This window comes from Streptomyces sp. NPDC029526 (assembly GCF_040637405.1).
Classification (GTDB): Bacteria; Actinomycetota; Actinomycetes; order Streptomycetales; family Streptomycetaceae; genus Streptomyces.
Genome location: NZ_JBEZWE010000001.1, coordinates 1,066,720 through 1,080,637 on the forward strand (window position 1 = coordinate 1,066,720; position 13,918 = coordinate 1,080,637).

At 73.9% G+C, this 13,918-nt stretch carries 11 protein-coding genes; 4 read left to right on the forward strand and 7 right to left on the reverse strand.

What is annotated here, in order from left to right:
* Positions 1–126 precede the first annotated feature (126 nt).
* The 3 genes from mhpD to dmpG are packed head-to-tail and all read left to right on the forward strand — an operon-like array spanning position 127 to position 2,923.
* A complete protein-coding gene (gene mhpD, locus AB0F01_RS04820) occupies positions 127–948 on the forward strand; it encodes a 2-keto-4-pentenoate hydratase (protein WP_362089921.1) in 822 nt (273 codons plus the stop codon).
* Entirely contained in the window at positions 945–1,892 is a 948-nt protein-coding gene (locus AB0F01_RS04825; protein WP_362089922.1) for an acetaldehyde dehydrogenase (acetylating), read from the forward strand. Before mhpD ends, AB0F01_RS04825 begins: the two co-directional genes overlap by 4 nt.
* Positions 1,889–2,923: a 4-hydroxy-2-oxovalerate aldolase gene (gene dmpG, locus AB0F01_RS04830; protein WP_362089923.1), complete on the forward strand. Its 1,035-nt coding sequence runs from the start codon at positions 1,889–1,891 to the stop codon at positions 2,921–2,923. The genes AB0F01_RS04825 and dmpG overlap by 4 nt, the downstream gene beginning before the upstream one ends.
* A 316-nt stretch (positions 2,924–3,239) precedes the next feature.
* Here dmpG and AB0F01_RS04835 read toward each other — a convergent pair whose 3' ends face one another.
* The 3 genes from AB0F01_RS04835 to AB0F01_RS04845 all read right to left on the reverse strand — a co-directional run bounded on the left by AB0F01_RS04835 (position 3,240) and on the right by AB0F01_RS04845 (position 5,169).
* Positions 3,240–4,157, reverse strand: a complete 918-nt coding sequence (locus AB0F01_RS04835; protein WP_362089925.1) for a chaplin — start codon at positions 4,155–4,157, stop codon at positions 3,240–3,242.
* A gap of 115 nt (positions 4,158–4,272) precedes the next feature.
* Positions 4,273–4,500 (reverse strand): chaplin ChpD, encoded by a 228-nt coding sequence (gene chpD / locus AB0F01_RS04840; protein WP_362090237.1) that lies wholly within the window; start codon positions 4,498–4,500, stop codon positions 4,273–4,275.
* 288 nt (positions 4,501–4,788) lie between these two features.
* The gene (locus AB0F01_RS04845; RefSeq protein WP_362089926.1) at positions 4,789–5,169 is read right to left on the reverse strand and encodes a rodlin; all 381 of its coding nucleotides are present in this window, start codon (positions 5,167–5,169) and stop codon (positions 4,789–4,791) included.
* 286 nt (positions 5,170–5,455) lie between these two features.
* Here AB0F01_RS04845 and AB0F01_RS04850 point away from each other — a divergent pair, with 286 nt between their 5' ends.
* Positions 5,456–5,848, forward strand: coding sequence for a rodlin (locus AB0F01_RS04850; protein ID WP_362089928.1), 393 nt, complete (start codon positions 5,456–5,458; stop codon positions 5,846–5,848).
* Between the two features lie 130 nt (positions 5,849–5,978).
* On the opposite strand, the gene AB0F01_RS04855 is transcribed toward AB0F01_RS04850, so the two are convergent.
* From AB0F01_RS04855 to AB0F01_RS04870, 4 genes are all read right to left on the reverse strand, one after another.
* The gene (locus AB0F01_RS04855) at positions 5,979–7,895 is read right to left on the reverse strand and encodes an AMP-dependent synthetase/ligase (RefSeq protein WP_362089930.1); all 1,917 of its coding nucleotides are present in this window, start codon (positions 7,893–7,895) and stop codon (positions 5,979–5,981) included.
* 398 nt (positions 7,896–8,293) lie between these two features.
* A complete protein-coding gene (locus tag AB0F01_RS04860) occupies positions 8,294–9,889 on the reverse strand; it encodes a von Willebrand factor type A domain-containing protein (protein ID WP_362089932.1) in 1,596 nt (531 codons plus the stop codon).
* Between the two features lie 180 nt (positions 9,890–10,069).
* Positions 10,070–10,969, reverse strand: a complete 900-nt coding sequence (locus tag AB0F01_RS04865; RefSeq protein WP_362089934.1) for an ABC transporter permease — start codon at positions 10,967–10,969, stop codon at positions 10,070–10,072.
* Complete coding sequence (locus AB0F01_RS04870; protein WP_362089936.1) at positions 10,966–13,632, reverse strand: CocE/NonD family hydrolase; 2,667 nt, start codon at positions 13,630–13,632, stop codon at positions 10,966–10,968. The genes AB0F01_RS04865 and AB0F01_RS04870 overlap by 4 nt, the downstream gene beginning before the upstream one ends.
* Positions 13,633–13,918 lie beyond the last annotated feature (286 nt).

Genomic DNA, 13,918 nt, shown 5'->3' on the forward strand with positions numbered 1-13,918 from the left:
GGTGCGCGTCCGCGACCCCCGCGGCCCGTCCGGCGCCCCCCTTCACCACCCCGTCCGTCCCTTCTCGGAGGTAGCTCGCATGCCCGCTCCGCACCGCTCTCTCATCCACCGGGACAGGAGGCACGCATGAGCGCCCCCACGCTTGCCGGTGCCGTGACCGAGGCGGCGGCCGTCCTGGCCGAGGCCGCCCGCACGGGCGTGCCCTGCCCCCCGGTCCGCTCGCTGCTGCCCGAGGCGGACGTGGAGGCCGCGTACGCCGTGCAGCGTCTGTACGTCGACCGCGCCGTCGCCGAGGGCCGCCGTCCGGTGGGCCGCAAGATCGGTCTGACGTCACCCGCCGTCCAGCGTCAGCTCGGCGTCGACCGGCCCGACTTCGGCGCGCTGTTCGCCGACATGGCGGTCCCGGAGGGCGAGCCGATCGCGGCCGGGCGGCTGCTGCAGCCGAAGGTCGAGGCCGAGGTGGCCCTGGTGCTGGGCGCGGACCTGCCGCACCGGGACCCGACCGTCGCCGACCTGCTGCGGGCCACCGCGTTCGCGCTGCCCGCGCTGGAGATCGTCGACAGCCGCATCGCCGGCTGGGACATCACCATCGTCGACACCGTCGCGGACAACGCCTCCTGCGGCCTGTTCGTGCTCGGCGGCACCCCCGTCCCGCTCGACCGCGTCGACCTGCGCGGCGTGCGGATGACGCTGACGCAGAACGGCGAGACGGTCTCGCGGGGCACCGGCGCCGACTGCCTGGGCAGCCCGCTCACCGCGGCGCTCTGGCTCGCCTCCACCCTCGCCCGCCTGGGCGACCCGTTGCGCGCCGGCGACGTCGTCCTGACCGGCGCCCTCGGTCCCATGGCCGTCGCCGCCGAGGGCGACGCGTTCTCGGCGCACATCGAAGGACTCGGCACGGTCGAGGCCGTGTTCGCGTCCGCCACCGCGGAAGGAGCGGGAACATGACCACGAAGGTCGCCGTCATCGGGTCGGGCAACATCGGCACCGATCTGATGATCAAGATCCTGCGGCTCTCCGAGTCGTTGGAGATCGCCGCCATGGTCGGTATCGACCCGGACTCGGACGGTCTGGCCCGTGCCCGCCGCCTGAAGGTCGCCACCACCCACGAGGGGGTGGACGGCCTGGTGGCCATGGACGAGTTCGCGGACGTGTCGCTCGTCTTCGACGCCACCTCCGCCGGCGCGCACCGCCGCCACGACGAGGTGCTGCGCTCGCTGGGCCGCACGGTCGTCGACCTCACCCCGGCCGCGCTGGGTCCGTACGTGGTGCCGCCGGTCAACGGCGACGCCCACCTGGACGCGTCCAACGTCAACATGGTCACCTGCGGCGGCCAGGCCACCATCCCCGTGGTCGCCGCCGTGGCCGCCGTGACACCGGTGCACTACGGGGAGATCGTCGCCTCGATCTCCTCCCGCTCGGCCGGCCCCGGCACCCGGGCCAACATCGACGAGTTCACCGAGACCACCTCGGCCGCCATCGAGAAGGTCGGCGGCGCCACCCGCGGCAAGGCCATCATCGTCCTCAACCCGGCCGAGCCCCCGCTGATCATGCGGGACACCGTGCACTGCCTGGTCGGCGACTGCGACGACGCCGCGGTGGCCGCCTCCGTGGAGGAGATGGTGGCCCGCGTCCAGACCTACGTCCCCGGCTACCGCCTCAAGCAGAAGGTCCAGTTCGACCACGTCGCCGGCGACGACCCGCTGCGCTCCCTGCTGCCGGCCGGCTCCCGGTCGGGCAGGGCCGTGAAGGTGTCCGTCTTCCTCGAGGTGGAGGGCGCCGCCCACTACCTGCCCGCCTACGCCGGGAACCTCGACATCATGACCTCGGCCGCGCTGCGTACCGCCGAACGCATGGCCGCACACCGCACCCCGGAGGTGGCCTCCCGATGACCCAGCCCGCGAAGAAGCCCTCCTTGTACGTGCAGGACGTCACCCTGCGGGACGGCATGCACGCCGTCCGCCACCGCTACACCGTCGACCAGGCCCGCACCATCGCCGCCGCCCTGGACGCCTCGGGCGTCGCCGCCGTCGAGATCGCCCACGGCGACGGCCTGTCCGGCTCCAGCATCACCTACGGCGTCGGCGCCCACACCGACTGGGAGTGGATCGAGGCCGTCTGCGACGCCGTGAGCCAGGCGGTGCCCACCACCCTCCTGCTGCCCGGCATCGGCACGCTGCACGACCTGCGGCAGGCCCACTCCCTCGGCATCCGCTCGGTGCGCGTGGCCACCCACTGCACCGAGGCCGACATCTCCGCGCAGCACATCGCCGCCGCCCGCGAGCTGGGCATGGACGTCGCCGGGTTCCTGATGATGTCCCACATGACCGAGCCCGCCGAACTGGCCCGCCAGGCCCGGCTGATGGAGTCCTACGGCGCCCACGCGGTGTACGTCACCGACTCCGGGGGCCGGCTCACCATGGACGGCGTCCGCGACCGGGTCCGCGCCTACCGCGACGTGCTCGACCCCGCGACCGGCATCGGCATCCACGCCCACCACAACCTCGGCCTGGGCGTGGCCAATTCGGTCGTCGCCGTCGAGAACGGCGTCACCCGCGTCGACGCCTCCCTGGCCGGCCAGGGCGCCGGGGCGGGCAACTGCCCGCTGGAGGCGTTCGTCGCCGTCGCCGACCTGATGGGCTGGGACCACGGCTGCGACCTGTTCCCGCTGATGGACGCCGCCGACGACCTGGTGCGCCCCCTCCAGGACCGCGAGGTCCGCGTGGACCGGGAGACCCTCACCCTCGGCTACGCCGGCGTCTACTCCAGTTTCCTGCGTCACGCCGAGGCCGCCGCCCACCGCTACGGCCTCGACACCCGCACCATCCTCGTCGAGGTCGGACGCCGGGGAATGGTCGGCGGCCAGGAGGACATGATCACCGACATCGCCCTCGACCTCGCGGGGTCCCGCTCCGCCGGCTGACCGGGAGCGACCGGTGCCGGGCCCCGTCGGCACCGGCGGGACCGGCGGCACCGGTCGCACCGCCGGTGCTCCGGTCCCGTGGCACGCGGTCCGCGGCCACCGCGACTCCGCGGGCCCCACGCCGGTCGCCCGTGCGTCGGGATGCCCGGCGTCCGAGGCGGACGAAGTCCCGGACCGCTGCCGGAGCCGGGGCGTCACCCCAGGGCGCGGGACGCGACGGCGAGCGGGCGGCACGCCCCCGGCACGCGCGGGCCCCCGTTCCCGGGCACGCGCGGCGGCGGGTGCCCGGGAACGGGGGCTGCGGGGGACGTCGGAATCAGTGGCGGGAGGCCGTGCGGGACCGACGGTAGAGGACGGCACCGCCCGCGATGAGCGCGAGGCTCGCGGCCGCGGCGCCGGCCATGTTCTCGCTGCCGGTCTCCGGCAGGCTGGGCGGAGTGGACGGCGGCGTGGTGGGCGGCGTCGTCGGCGGAGTGGTGGGGGGCGTGGTCGGCGGCGTCGTGGGAGGCGTCGTCGGCGGAGTGGTGGGGGGCGTGGTCGGGGGCGTCGTCGGCGGGGTGGTGGGCGGCGGGGTCTCGCCGTAGCCGGGAGGCTCCTCGTTGGCGCAGGAGTTGCCGAAGACCGGGTTGAGCAGGCCGATCACGTTCACCGAGTTGCCGCAGGCGTTGACGGGCACGTCGACCGGGAGCTGGGCGTTGTTGCCGGAGCCGACGCCGGGCGAGCCCTCGGTGTACCCGTCGGCGGAGCTGCCGCCGCCGGGGCCGTACCCCTCGTCGCCGCCGGGGCCGTGCCCGTTCCCGTGGTGACCGGAACCGCCGCCGTGCCCGTGGTGACCCGAGCCGCCGTTCCCGTGGTGACCGGAGTCGTGTGCGGAGTCGCCGCCCGGACCGTGGCCGGAGTCGCCGCCGGGTCCGTGGTGGCCGGAGTCGTGGTGGCTGCCGGGGGCACCGGGGGTGCCGTGACCCGGCGTGCCGCTGTCCTGGTGGTGCTCCGACACGTTGGCGCACTCGTTGCCGAAGGCCGGGTTCAGCGCGGCGGCCACGTCGACCGTGTTGCCGCAGATGTTGACCGGGACGTGCACCGGGGCCTGGATGTCGTTGCCGGACACGACGCCCGGCGAGCCGTGCGCGGCGCCTTCCGCCTGCGAGTCGGCGAGGGCGGTGCCGCCGCACAGGGACAGAATGCCCGTCGCGGCGGCCGCCGCGACCATTCCCTTGCTCAGGGTCTGTCGCATTGTCGTTGTCTTCCTGCTTGAAGAATGGTGGAGAAGCGGTACGGCCGACCCGGGAACGATCACTGTTCGCCGGGCCGGCCGTGACGCGCGGCCGTGACGGCCGAGCGGGACATCGTCAGTCGTTCACGCACGCGTTGCCGAAGGCCGGGTTCAGCGCACCGAGCACGTTGACGGTGTTGCCGCAGACGTTGACCGGGATGTGGACCGGGACCTGGATCACGTTGCCGGAGAGGACACCGGGGGAACCGATCGCGGCACCCTGGGCGCCCGAGTCGGCGAAGGCCGGGGCGGCCATGCCCAGAGCCATGAGTGCGCCCGCGACGACAGCAGCGCTCTTCTTCATGAAGTTTCCCTTCTCTGCGGTCATGCCCGTATGACGGCCTAAACCGAGCGAGCGCAGCTGGACGGCTCGCACCATGACCTGCAGCCTGCAAACGAGGAATTGACGGTCGAAGAAACGACGGAACGGGCATGACCCGGTAATTCACCCGGATGCTCCACGCCACGTCGGTGACATACCTCCGAGCGGGCGGTGTCCGCCGCCCGGCCGGCCCCGCACGAGCACGCGCGCGGCCGGGCGGCCCGTCCTCCGTCGACGGGAGCGGGCCGCCCGGGCCGCGTGCGGTGCGACTCAGTCCTCGACGTTGGCCGACAGGACCGACAGGTCCTCCAGGATGTGCGAGAGGGCGGCGTCGCCCTTCGCCTGGGTGGAGTTGTCGGCGCACTGCTGGTTCTGCTGGTCCGACAGGATCGGCACGTCCTGGATCGGAACCAGGTTGAGGACGGCGACGTTCACGTCGTCGACACCCAGGCACGGCTTGTTCAGCGTGCCGTCGACCAGCGAGAGCTGCGGGCTCATGTCGCCCTCGGTCGACGAGTTGCCGAACGCCGAGGAGGCGCCGTTGCCGTTGGCGACGTTGGGGCCGGAGTCGTCACCGATGGCCAGCGCCGTGGGAGCGGCCGCCACCGACATACCGATGACCGCCGCGGCGACCATAGCCTTCTTGAGCACTTCGCGTTCCTTTCCTCGTAGCGACGCATGTCGTAGCGACGCAAGTCCTACGGCCTCATCAACCGGCCTCACGGATTTTGGTTGCGGGCGTTCACCCGGTTGGCCCGCATGACTTTCCCCGGGCCTGGGAAATAGGGGCCTCCGCCGCCCACCGGTCCATTTCTCATATGGGCCGACAACACACTCCGGTGTCCGCCGACGGGGTGAAGGGGAGAAACCCTTGCGGGCACCGGCAGTTGACCAGGTCGCCTCGGTGGACGGGGTTTCGTCAGAAAGGACTTGGCCAATGATCAAGAAGGCTATTGCCGTTGCGGCGATCGCCGCTTCCGCCATGGGCACCGGCGTCGCCATGGCGCCGCAGGCGATGGCGATCGGGGACGACTCCGGTCCGAGCGTCGCCAACGGCAACGGAGCGATGCAGAACTTCGGCAACTCCGCCACGTACGGCAACATGAGCCCGCAGATGGCGCTGATCCAGGGCTCCTTCAACAAGCCCTGCATCGCGGTCGACGACATCCCGGTCTCGGTGCTGAACCTCGTGCCGATCCAGGGCCTGAGCCTGCTGTCGGACGAGTCGAACCAGCAGTGCACCGAGAACTCCACGCAGGCCAAGCGCGACGGTGCCCTGTCGCACCTGCTGGAGGACGTGTCGATCCTGTCGGCCAACGGCGAGAGCTGAGCGGTTCACGACGCGCCGGGAGAAGGCGCGCGCGAGGGCGGGGTCACCGGTACGACCGGTGGCCCCGCCCTCGTCATGCGTCCGGGCGGCCGGACCCCGCCGCTGCCCCGGCGGCGGCGCCCGGGACCGCTCAGGAGTACAGCTTGTCGATGTCCGCCGCGAACGCCTGCTGCGCGGCCTGCCGCTTGACCTTCAGGGACGGGGTCAGCAGTCCGTTCTCCTCGGTGAACTCGCCCTCCACCAGCCTGAAGGCGCGGATCGACTCGGCCCGGGAGACCGCCTCGTTGGCGTAGTCGACGGCCTTCTGCACGTCGGCGCGCATCCGCGGGTCGTCGATCACCTCGGACATCGGGGTGTCGGCGGGCAGCCCCCGCACGGACAGCCAGTGGGCGACCGTCTCCGGGTCCAGGGTGATCAGCGCGCCGACGAAGGGCCGCTGGTCGCCGACGACGAGGCACTGGCCGACGGGCGGGCGGCTGCGCAGCCGGTCCTCCAGGACGGCCGGCGAGACGTTCTTGCCGCCGTTGGTGACGAGGATGTCCTTCTTGCGCCCGGTGATGGTGAGGTAGCCGTCCTCGTCGAGGGAGCCGAGGTCGCCGGTGGCGAACCAGCCGTCGTCGAGCACCTGCCGGGTGGCCTCGGGAGCGTTCCAGTAGGAGCCGAAGACGATGCCGCCCCTGATGTGCACCTCCCCGTCGTCGGCGATGCGCACGGCGGTGCCCGGCACGGGGAGGCCGACGGTGCCGGGGCGCGGGCCGAGCGGCGGGACGACGGTGGCGGCGGCGGTCGTCTCGGTGAGGCCGTAGCCCTCGTAGATGAGGATGCCGGCGGTGTAGAAGAAGAGGTTGAGGTCGCGTTCCAGCGGGGAGCCGCCGCTGATGGCGTACCGCAGTCGGCCGCCGAGCTCCTTGCGGACCCGCCGGTAGACCAGCAGGTCGTAGAGGGCCCGCGCCGCGTGCAGGCCGGGGCCGGGGCCCTTGCCGCGGCCCAGGACCTTGTCGAGGTGGGCCGCGCCGAAGCGGACGGCGATGCGGTGGGCGCGTTCGAAGGAGGCGCCGCGGCCGATCTTCTCGGCGGTGGCGCGGCCGGTGTCGTGGATCTTCTCGAAGAGGTAGGGCACGCCGACGAGGAAGGTCGGGCGGAACGCCTTGAGGGCCGGGCGCAGTTCGTCCGGTTTGATGCTCGGGAAGTGGCCGACCTCGATGCGGGCCGACAGGCAGGCGATCTGGATCGTCCGGCCGAGGATGTGGGCGAGCGGGAGGAACAGCAGGGTGGAGGCCGTCTGGTCGGTGACCTCCTTGAAGACGGGGTGCAGCAGTTCGACCGTGTTGGCGGCCTCGGCGTGCAGGTTGGCGTGGGTGAGGACGCAGCCCTTGGGGCGGCCGGTGGTGCCGGAGGTGTAGCACAGGGTCGCGACGGAGTCCGGGGTGAGGGCGGTGCGGCGGCCGGTGACCTCCTCGTCGGGGACGTCCCGGCCGAGGGCGGTCAGGTCGTCCAGGGCTCCGGCGTCGATGCCCCGGACGCGTGGCCGTTCGGCGTGGTCCGCGGTGGCGGCGGTGACCGTGGCGGTGTTCTCCGCCGTCTCGGTGACGACGTGGCGGGCCCCGGAGTCGCGGACGATCCACTCCACCTGGTCGGCGGAGGACGTGGCGTACACGGGGACGGTGACGCCGCCCGCCGACCAGACGGCGAAGTCCAGGACCGCCCATTCGTAGCGGGTGCGGGACATCACCGCGACCCGGTCGCCGGGCTCCACACCGTCCGCGATCAGGCCCTTGGCGACGGCGGTGACCTCCCGGGCGAACTCCGCCGCCGTGACGGGGTGCCAGGTGCCGGCGCGTTGGCGGCGCAGCACGACGTCGTCGGGTGCCTCGGCGGCGTTGGTGTACGGGATGTCGGCGGTGCTGCCGGCCGCCGGGCGCGGCGCCAGGGGGGCCGCGCGGACCTCACGGACGACGCCGTCGTCGCCCACGGTGGTCTCGATGCCGGCGGGCACCGTGAGGCCGGTGCGTCGTGTGGCTCGTCTCAGGTCCCTGCGTACGCCCATGGCGGCTCCCGGTCGCGGCTGGAGGCTCTCGTGCTGGTGCTGCCGTGCTCTGCGAGTCTCGTACTTACTCGGGAGTAAACTTACCGGTGCGTAGTCGTCAGTCAATGGGCGGCCCCGCGCGCAGGGCACGGCGGGCGGCGGGCCGGGCGGGCCGGGGCGGCGGAGGCACGGGGGTGGCGTGGCGTAGGGCGGCCCCGGTGACCCGCCCGACCGTCGGACGCGGCGGGCCGTGTTCCGCACCCGCGGCCGTACGCCGGGCCGGGCGGGCCCGCAGCGGGATCCGGACGTGACCCGACCGGTCACGTCAGGTCAGGTCAGGTCAGGTCAGGTCACGTCAGGCCAGGTCCCGTCAGGTCGATCGGATCCGACCCGGTGGGGTCAGGTCACCTCGGGGCCGCTCAGGTCAGCCGGTCCGCCGTGCGGATCGCCTCGGCCAGGTCGCGGACGGCGTCGTCCTCGGTCCGGGCGGCCAGGTCCTCGGCGCGTTCGGCGAGCCGGCCCAGGGCGGGCGCGCCCGGCAGGGCACCGGCACGGTCGTGGTGGCGGGAGCGCAGGGCGTCGGCGAAGTAGGCCGCGGTCGCGGTGACCGCGAGGCCGTCGCCGGAGCGCCACACGGAGGCGTCGAGGGCGTCCGTCTCCAGGTCGCCGGTCTCCTCGTGCGGGGCCCGGCTGTCGGGATCGAGCCAGCGGACCGTGGCGGTGGCGAGGTGCCCCTCGGCGCCGGGCCGGGTGCGCACCGCGTACAGGGCGGTGACGGTGTGGCCGGGGCCGACCTCGCCGCCGTCGACCCGGTCGTCGCGGAAGTCCTCGTCGGCGACCCGGCGGTTGTCGTAGCCGACGAGCCGGAACTCGGCGACCGTCTCCGGCTCGAAGGCGACCTGGGCCTTGGCGTCCCGCGCGGTCAGGTCGATGTTGCGGGGCAGGTCCTCGCAGAACACCTCGCGGGCCTCCTCCTCGTCGGAGACGTACACGGTGTGGCCGTCCCCCCGGTCGGCGAGGCGTTCCATCAGGGCGTCGCCGTAGTCGCTGCCCACACCGACGCCGAAGAGCGTGATGCCGTGTTCGCGGCGGGAGCCGGAGACGCGTTCCAGGATCGTGTCGGCGTCCGTCTCACCGGTGTTGGCGAGCGCGTCGGAGACCAGCACGACCCGGTTGGTGGCGCCCTTCCGCAGGCCCTCGACGGCGGTCTCGTAGCCGGTCTCGACGCCCGCGCCCAGGTTGGTGGACTGCGCGGGCCGCAGGCTGTCCACGGCGTCGTGGACCCGGCCGCGGTTGCCGCCGAGGCGGGTCATGGGCAGGACCGTCTCGGCCTCGTCGCTGAAGGTGACGAGGGCCACCGCGTCGTCGTCGCGCAGCCGGTCGGTCATGGTGGCCAGGGAACTCCGGGCGAGGTCCAGGCGGCCGGGTTCGGCCATGGAGCCGGAGATGTCGACGACGAAGGTGAGGGAGGCGGGCGGGCGTCCGCCGGAGTCCTCGGCGGCACGGGTGGCCAGACCGACCCGGACCAGGGACCAGTCCCTCTCCGGGGTGCGGGCGCCGTCGACGGTGACCGTGAAGCCGTCGCCGTCGGGGCGTTCGTAGTCCTGCCGGAAGCTGTTGACGAACTCCTCGGGACGCACCGTCGACGGGTCGGGCAGCCGGCCGTCGGCCAGGGTGCGGCGGGCGTAGCCGTAGGAGGCGGTGTCGACGTCGAGGGCGAAGGTGGACAGGAGGTCGGAGGCGGGTTCGGGGGCGACGTCCCGGGAGTCCTGCTCGCCCTCGCGCTGCCGGTCGGTGTCCCGGGGGCCGTCGGGTGCGGGGTGCGGGGCCCGGCGGTCGCCGCCCCGGTCGTAGGAGGAGTCCGTCGCCTTCCCTCCGGCGTCCCCCTCGGAGCAGCCGGCGAGCAGCAGGCCGCCCGCCGCCGTGAGGGCGAGGAGCGCGCCGCCCCACCTCCGCCCGCCCCGGCTCCTCCGCCTGCCGTGCCTCCGGTCCGTGGGTGCCCCGTGCTGCTCCATCGTCCGTGTCTCCTCCGCCGGTTGACGTCGACTTCTGCGACTGTGACGGCCGGGCGGGCCGGAACGTGCGGTACGGGATGTTGCGGGTGCGTTGCGAAGCGGGCACGGAGGCCGCCCGCCGAGACCGGTAGGTGACCCTCCGTTGACCGGGGAAGGGCGGGCGGCGGGCGGCCGGACGGCCTAGGACACCACGTCCTTCCTGGTGAAGTGCCGGAAGGCCAGCGCGAACAGCACCAGGGCGTACGTGACCGAGACGGCCGAGCCCTGGATCATGCCGGACCACTCGGGTGTCGGCTGGACCGCGTCCGCCCAGGCGAACTGCCAGTGCGCGGGCAGGAAGTCGCGCCAGTCGCCGAGCGCGGTCACCGCGTCGAGGACGTTGCCGACGATGGTCAGGCCGACCGCGCCGCCGACCGCGCCCAGGGGTGCGTCGGTGCGGGTCGACAGCCAGAACGCGAGCCCCGCGGTCACCAGGTTGGAGACGAACAGGTACGCCACGACCAGCACGAGCCGCTGGGCCGCCGTGCCGGGGTCGAGCGAGCCGCCGGTGGGGATCTGCAGCGGCCCCCATCCGTAGGCGGCGGTGCCGACGGCGAACGCGACCACCGGCAGCAGCACCATCGCGGCGAGGCTCAGCCCCAGACCGACGGCCAGCTTCGACCACAGCAGCCGCATCCGGGGCACCGGCGCGGCGAGCAGGTAGCGCAGCGACGACCATCCCGCCTCGGAGGCGACCGTGTCCCCGCAGAACAGGGCGACGGGGATGACGAGGAGGAACCCGGCCGACACGAACAGGTTCACGGCGACGAAGTTGGCGCCGGATGCCGTGGCCGTGTCCATCAGGGTCACGCGGCCGTCCCGGCCCTCCGGTTCGCCGCCGATGGCGAACGCGACGACCAGCACGAACGGCAGGGCGGCGAGGATCCCGCCCATGACCAGCGTGCGGCGGCGCTTGACCTGGCGGACCAGTTCGACGCGCAGCGGCAGGGTGCGGCCGGCGCGGTAGCCGTCGGCGGTGGCGGTGGCGGTTCCGGGGGCCGCCTCCCCGTCGCGCCCGTCCCGCTCGGTGAGCGTGCTCATGCGGAACCTCCGATCAGGGTGAGGAAGGCGTCCTCCAGGCGGCGGTGCGGGCCCACCGACTCCACCGGCACGTCCAGCCGGACGAGGTCGGCGACCAGGCGGGCGGCGGTGCCGTCCCCGTCCAGCCGGACCAGCAGCCCGTCCTCGGCGCGCACGGCCGAGGCGACGCCGGGCAGCGCGGCCACCTTCTCGGCGAGCGGCTCGTCCACCGGGGCCGCGGTGCCGACCAGCAGGGTGTCGCCGGTGCCGACGATCTCGTGCACGGGGCCCGCCTGGACGAGCCGTCCGCGGTCCATGACGACGAGGTGGGTGCAGGACTGCTCGACCTCCGCGAGGAGGTGGCTGGAGACGATGACCGTGCGCCCGTCGGCCGCGTAACGGATCATCACCTCCCGCATCTCGCGGATCTGGGGCGGGTCCAGGCCGTTGGTGGGCTCGTCCAGGATGAGCAGGTCGGGCAGGCCGAGCATGGCCTGCGCGATGGCGAGGCGCTGGCGCATGCCCTGGGAGTAGGTGCGCACCGCGCGGGAGAGGGCGTCGCCGAGGCCCGCGATGCGCAGGGCCTCGTCGAGGTGGGCGTCCTCGGGCGGACGGCCGGTGGCCCGCCAGTACAGTTCCAGGTTCTCCCGGCCGGACAGGTGCGGCAGGAAGCCCGCGCCCTCGACGAAGGCCCCGACCCGGGACAGCACCGGCGCGCCGGGCCGCACGGCGTGGCCGAAGACCCGGATCTCGCCGGCGTCAGGCGTGATCAGGCCCATCAGCATCCGCAGGGTGGTGGTCTTGCCCGCGCCGTTCGGGCCGAGGAGCCCCAGGACCTGGCCCCGCTCGACGCGGAAGGAGAGGTCCCGCACGGCGTACCGGTCGGCGGAGCGGGCGTAACGCTTGCTCAGGCCGGTGATCTCCAGCGGCAGGCCGGCCCGTTCGGGGTCGGGGGCCGGGGCGGTGGTGCGGCGGCGGCCGGTGAGGACCAGGACCAGGGCGGCGACGGCTCCGGCGATCGGCAGCCACCACACCCAGGCGGGCAGCGGGGCCGCCGCGGTGGTCACGGCGGGCGCGGTGGGCACCGTCAGGTACCCGTCCACGGAGACGGTGTAGGTGGCGGGCGCGGCCGGGGAGGCGTAGCCGAGGTCGGTCGAGGCGACCACCAGCCGGAGGCGGTGGCCCTTGCGCACCTCGTGGTCGACGGCGGGCAGCGTGATCGTGACGTCCTGGCCGGCCTTGGCGTCCTCGACGCGCAGCGGGGTGACCAGCTGGGAGGGCAGCACCTGCTGTCGGCCGTCGGGGCCGACGTCGTAGAGCTTGCCGAACAGCACGGCGTCCTCGGAGGTGGACCGTACGCGCACGGTGACCTGCGGGGAGCCGGTGATGCGCAGATCGCGACGGAGCGGCTCCGACTCGAAGCGGGCGTGCTGGCCGGGGAAGTCCAGCGAGACGCCGACGCCGAGCGAGGACAGCTGGGACAGGCCGCCCCCGGCACCGGAGAGGCCCGGGAGGGCGGACACGGCGGGCGGGTTGGCCCCCGCCGGGTTGGTGAAGCGCTGCTCGAAAGCGTTGAGGCTGACGATCTCCGGTCCGCTGCTCAGCCCGGGGTACCGGTCGGCGCTCGCGCCGCGCAACCGGGCCTCCCCGTCGGTGGAGTCGACGCCGCCGGTGCGGCTGACGCGGAAGGCGGGGCCGGTGTCGGCGTTCTCGTCGCCCTTGAGGTGACGGTCGAACCACGCGCGGACGCGCCGCTGGACGCGGTCGGTCTCCGGGGCGCCGCCGTCGTGGCCGCCCGCGATCCAGTCGACGCTCACGGGGGCGCCGTTGGCGCGGATCGCCCGCGCGGCGGTGTCGGCGTGGCCGAGCGGGAACAGCGAGTCGGACTGGCCCTGCACGAGGAGCGCCGGCACGTCGATGCGGTCGGCGACCGCGGACGGCGAGCGTTCCTTCAGCAGGTCACGGGCCTCGGCGTCGGGCACCCCGGACTCGGCGACCCGCTCGTACATCGCGCACAGTTCGGGCTCGAACCGGTCGCAGCCGCCACCGGAGGTGATGAACATGCCGGCCCACAGCTTCTTGAACACGCCGCCCGGGAACAGTGCGTCGGCGAGGTCGAAGTAGGTGATGGACGGGGCGATCGCGTCGACCCGGTCGTCGTGACCGGCGGCGAGCAGGGCGATGGCCCCGCCGTAGGACCGGCCGGCCATGCCGACGCGCGGGTCGCCGTCCGCGTCGAGCCGGACCTCGGGCTGCTCGGCCAGCCAGTCCAGCAGCCGGGACACGTCGGCGACCTCGCCCTCGGGATCGTTCAGGCCGATCTTCCCGGTGGACTTCCCGAAGCCGCGGGCGGACCAGGTGAGGACCGCGTACCCGTCCCGGGCGAGGTCCTCGGCCTCCTGCCGCACGTCCTTCTTGCTCCCGCCGAAGCCGTGCCCGAGCAGGACGGCGGGCCGGCGGCCCTCCGGTCCGGAGGTGAAGTAGGAGGTGTCGATGCGCACTCCGTCGTCCGTGGTCAGGGCCCGGTCCACGCGCTCGACGGGGGCGGCACCCTCCTCGGAGGCGACGGCGGTCCACGTCCCGGCCCCGGCGAGCACGACGACGGCGGCCGCGGCGGCGCCCCACCGCCGGCGGCTCCCGCCGCCTCGTGCACGGGCCCGCTGACGGAACGTTCGGAAGTCCATCCTGGAACCCTAAGGGAGACCACCGGGCCCGCCGGTTGCCCCCAGGGGGATACCGGCCCCCACCCCAGGGCGTACACCGGCCCGCGGGAGTACACCGGACGCGGTATGGCGGGGGGTGGGGAGGGGAGAGGGCCCTCGGCGGGGCTCCTGGGGTAGGGGGAGTCGGGGAGCGGGGTAGGGCGAGGGGGCCGGCGGGGCGTTGGACTCAGAGGGACCGGGGGTCGGCGGCGGGTGGTGCGAGGGGGCCGGCGGAAGCCCGGAGCCCCGGGCCGGTGGTGGTGGCCGG

What these genes read in the sequence shown, in the direction of transcription:
- AB0F01_RS04870 (WP_362089936.1), bottom strand. Translation starts at nt 13,632, where the DNA reads ATGGACTTCCGAACGTTCCGTCAGCGGGCCCGTGCACGAGGCGGCGGG.
- AB0F01_RS04850 (WP_362089928.1), top strand. Translation starts at nt 5,456, where the DNA reads ATGATCAAGAAGGCTATTGCCGTTGCGGCGATCGCCGCTTCCGCCATG.
- AB0F01_RS04825 (WP_362089922.1), top strand. Translation starts at nt 945, where the DNA reads ATGACCACGAAGGTCGCCGTCATCGGGTCGGGCAACATCGGCACCGAT.
- mhpD (WP_362089921.1), top strand. Translation starts at nt 127, where the DNA reads ATGAGCGCCCCCACGCTTGCCGGTGCCGTGACCGAGGCGGCGGCCGTC.
- AB0F01_RS04860 (WP_362089932.1), bottom strand. Translation starts at nt 9,889, where the DNA reads ATGGAGCAGCACGGGGCACCCACGGACCGGAGGCACGGCAGGCGGAGG.
- AB0F01_RS04855 (WP_362089930.1), bottom strand. Translation starts at nt 7,895, where the DNA reads ATGGGCGTACGCAGGGACCTGAGACGAGCCACACGACGCACCGGCCTC.
- dmpG (WP_362089923.1), top strand. Translation starts at nt 1,889, where the DNA reads ATGACCCAGCCCGCGAAGAAGCCCTCCTTGTACGTGCAGGACGTCACC.
- AB0F01_RS04865 (WP_362089934.1), bottom strand. Translation starts at nt 10,969, where the DNA reads ATGAGCACGCTCACCGAGCGGGACGGGCGCGACGGGGAGGCGGCCCCC.
- AB0F01_RS04835 (WP_362089925.1), bottom strand. Translation starts at nt 4,157, where the DNA reads ATGCGACAGACCCTGAGCAAGGGAATGGTCGCGGCGGCCGCCGCGACG.
- chpD (WP_362090237.1), bottom strand. Translation starts at nt 4,500, where the DNA reads ATGAAGAAGAGCGCTGCTGTCGTCGCGGGCGCACTCATGGCTCTGGGC.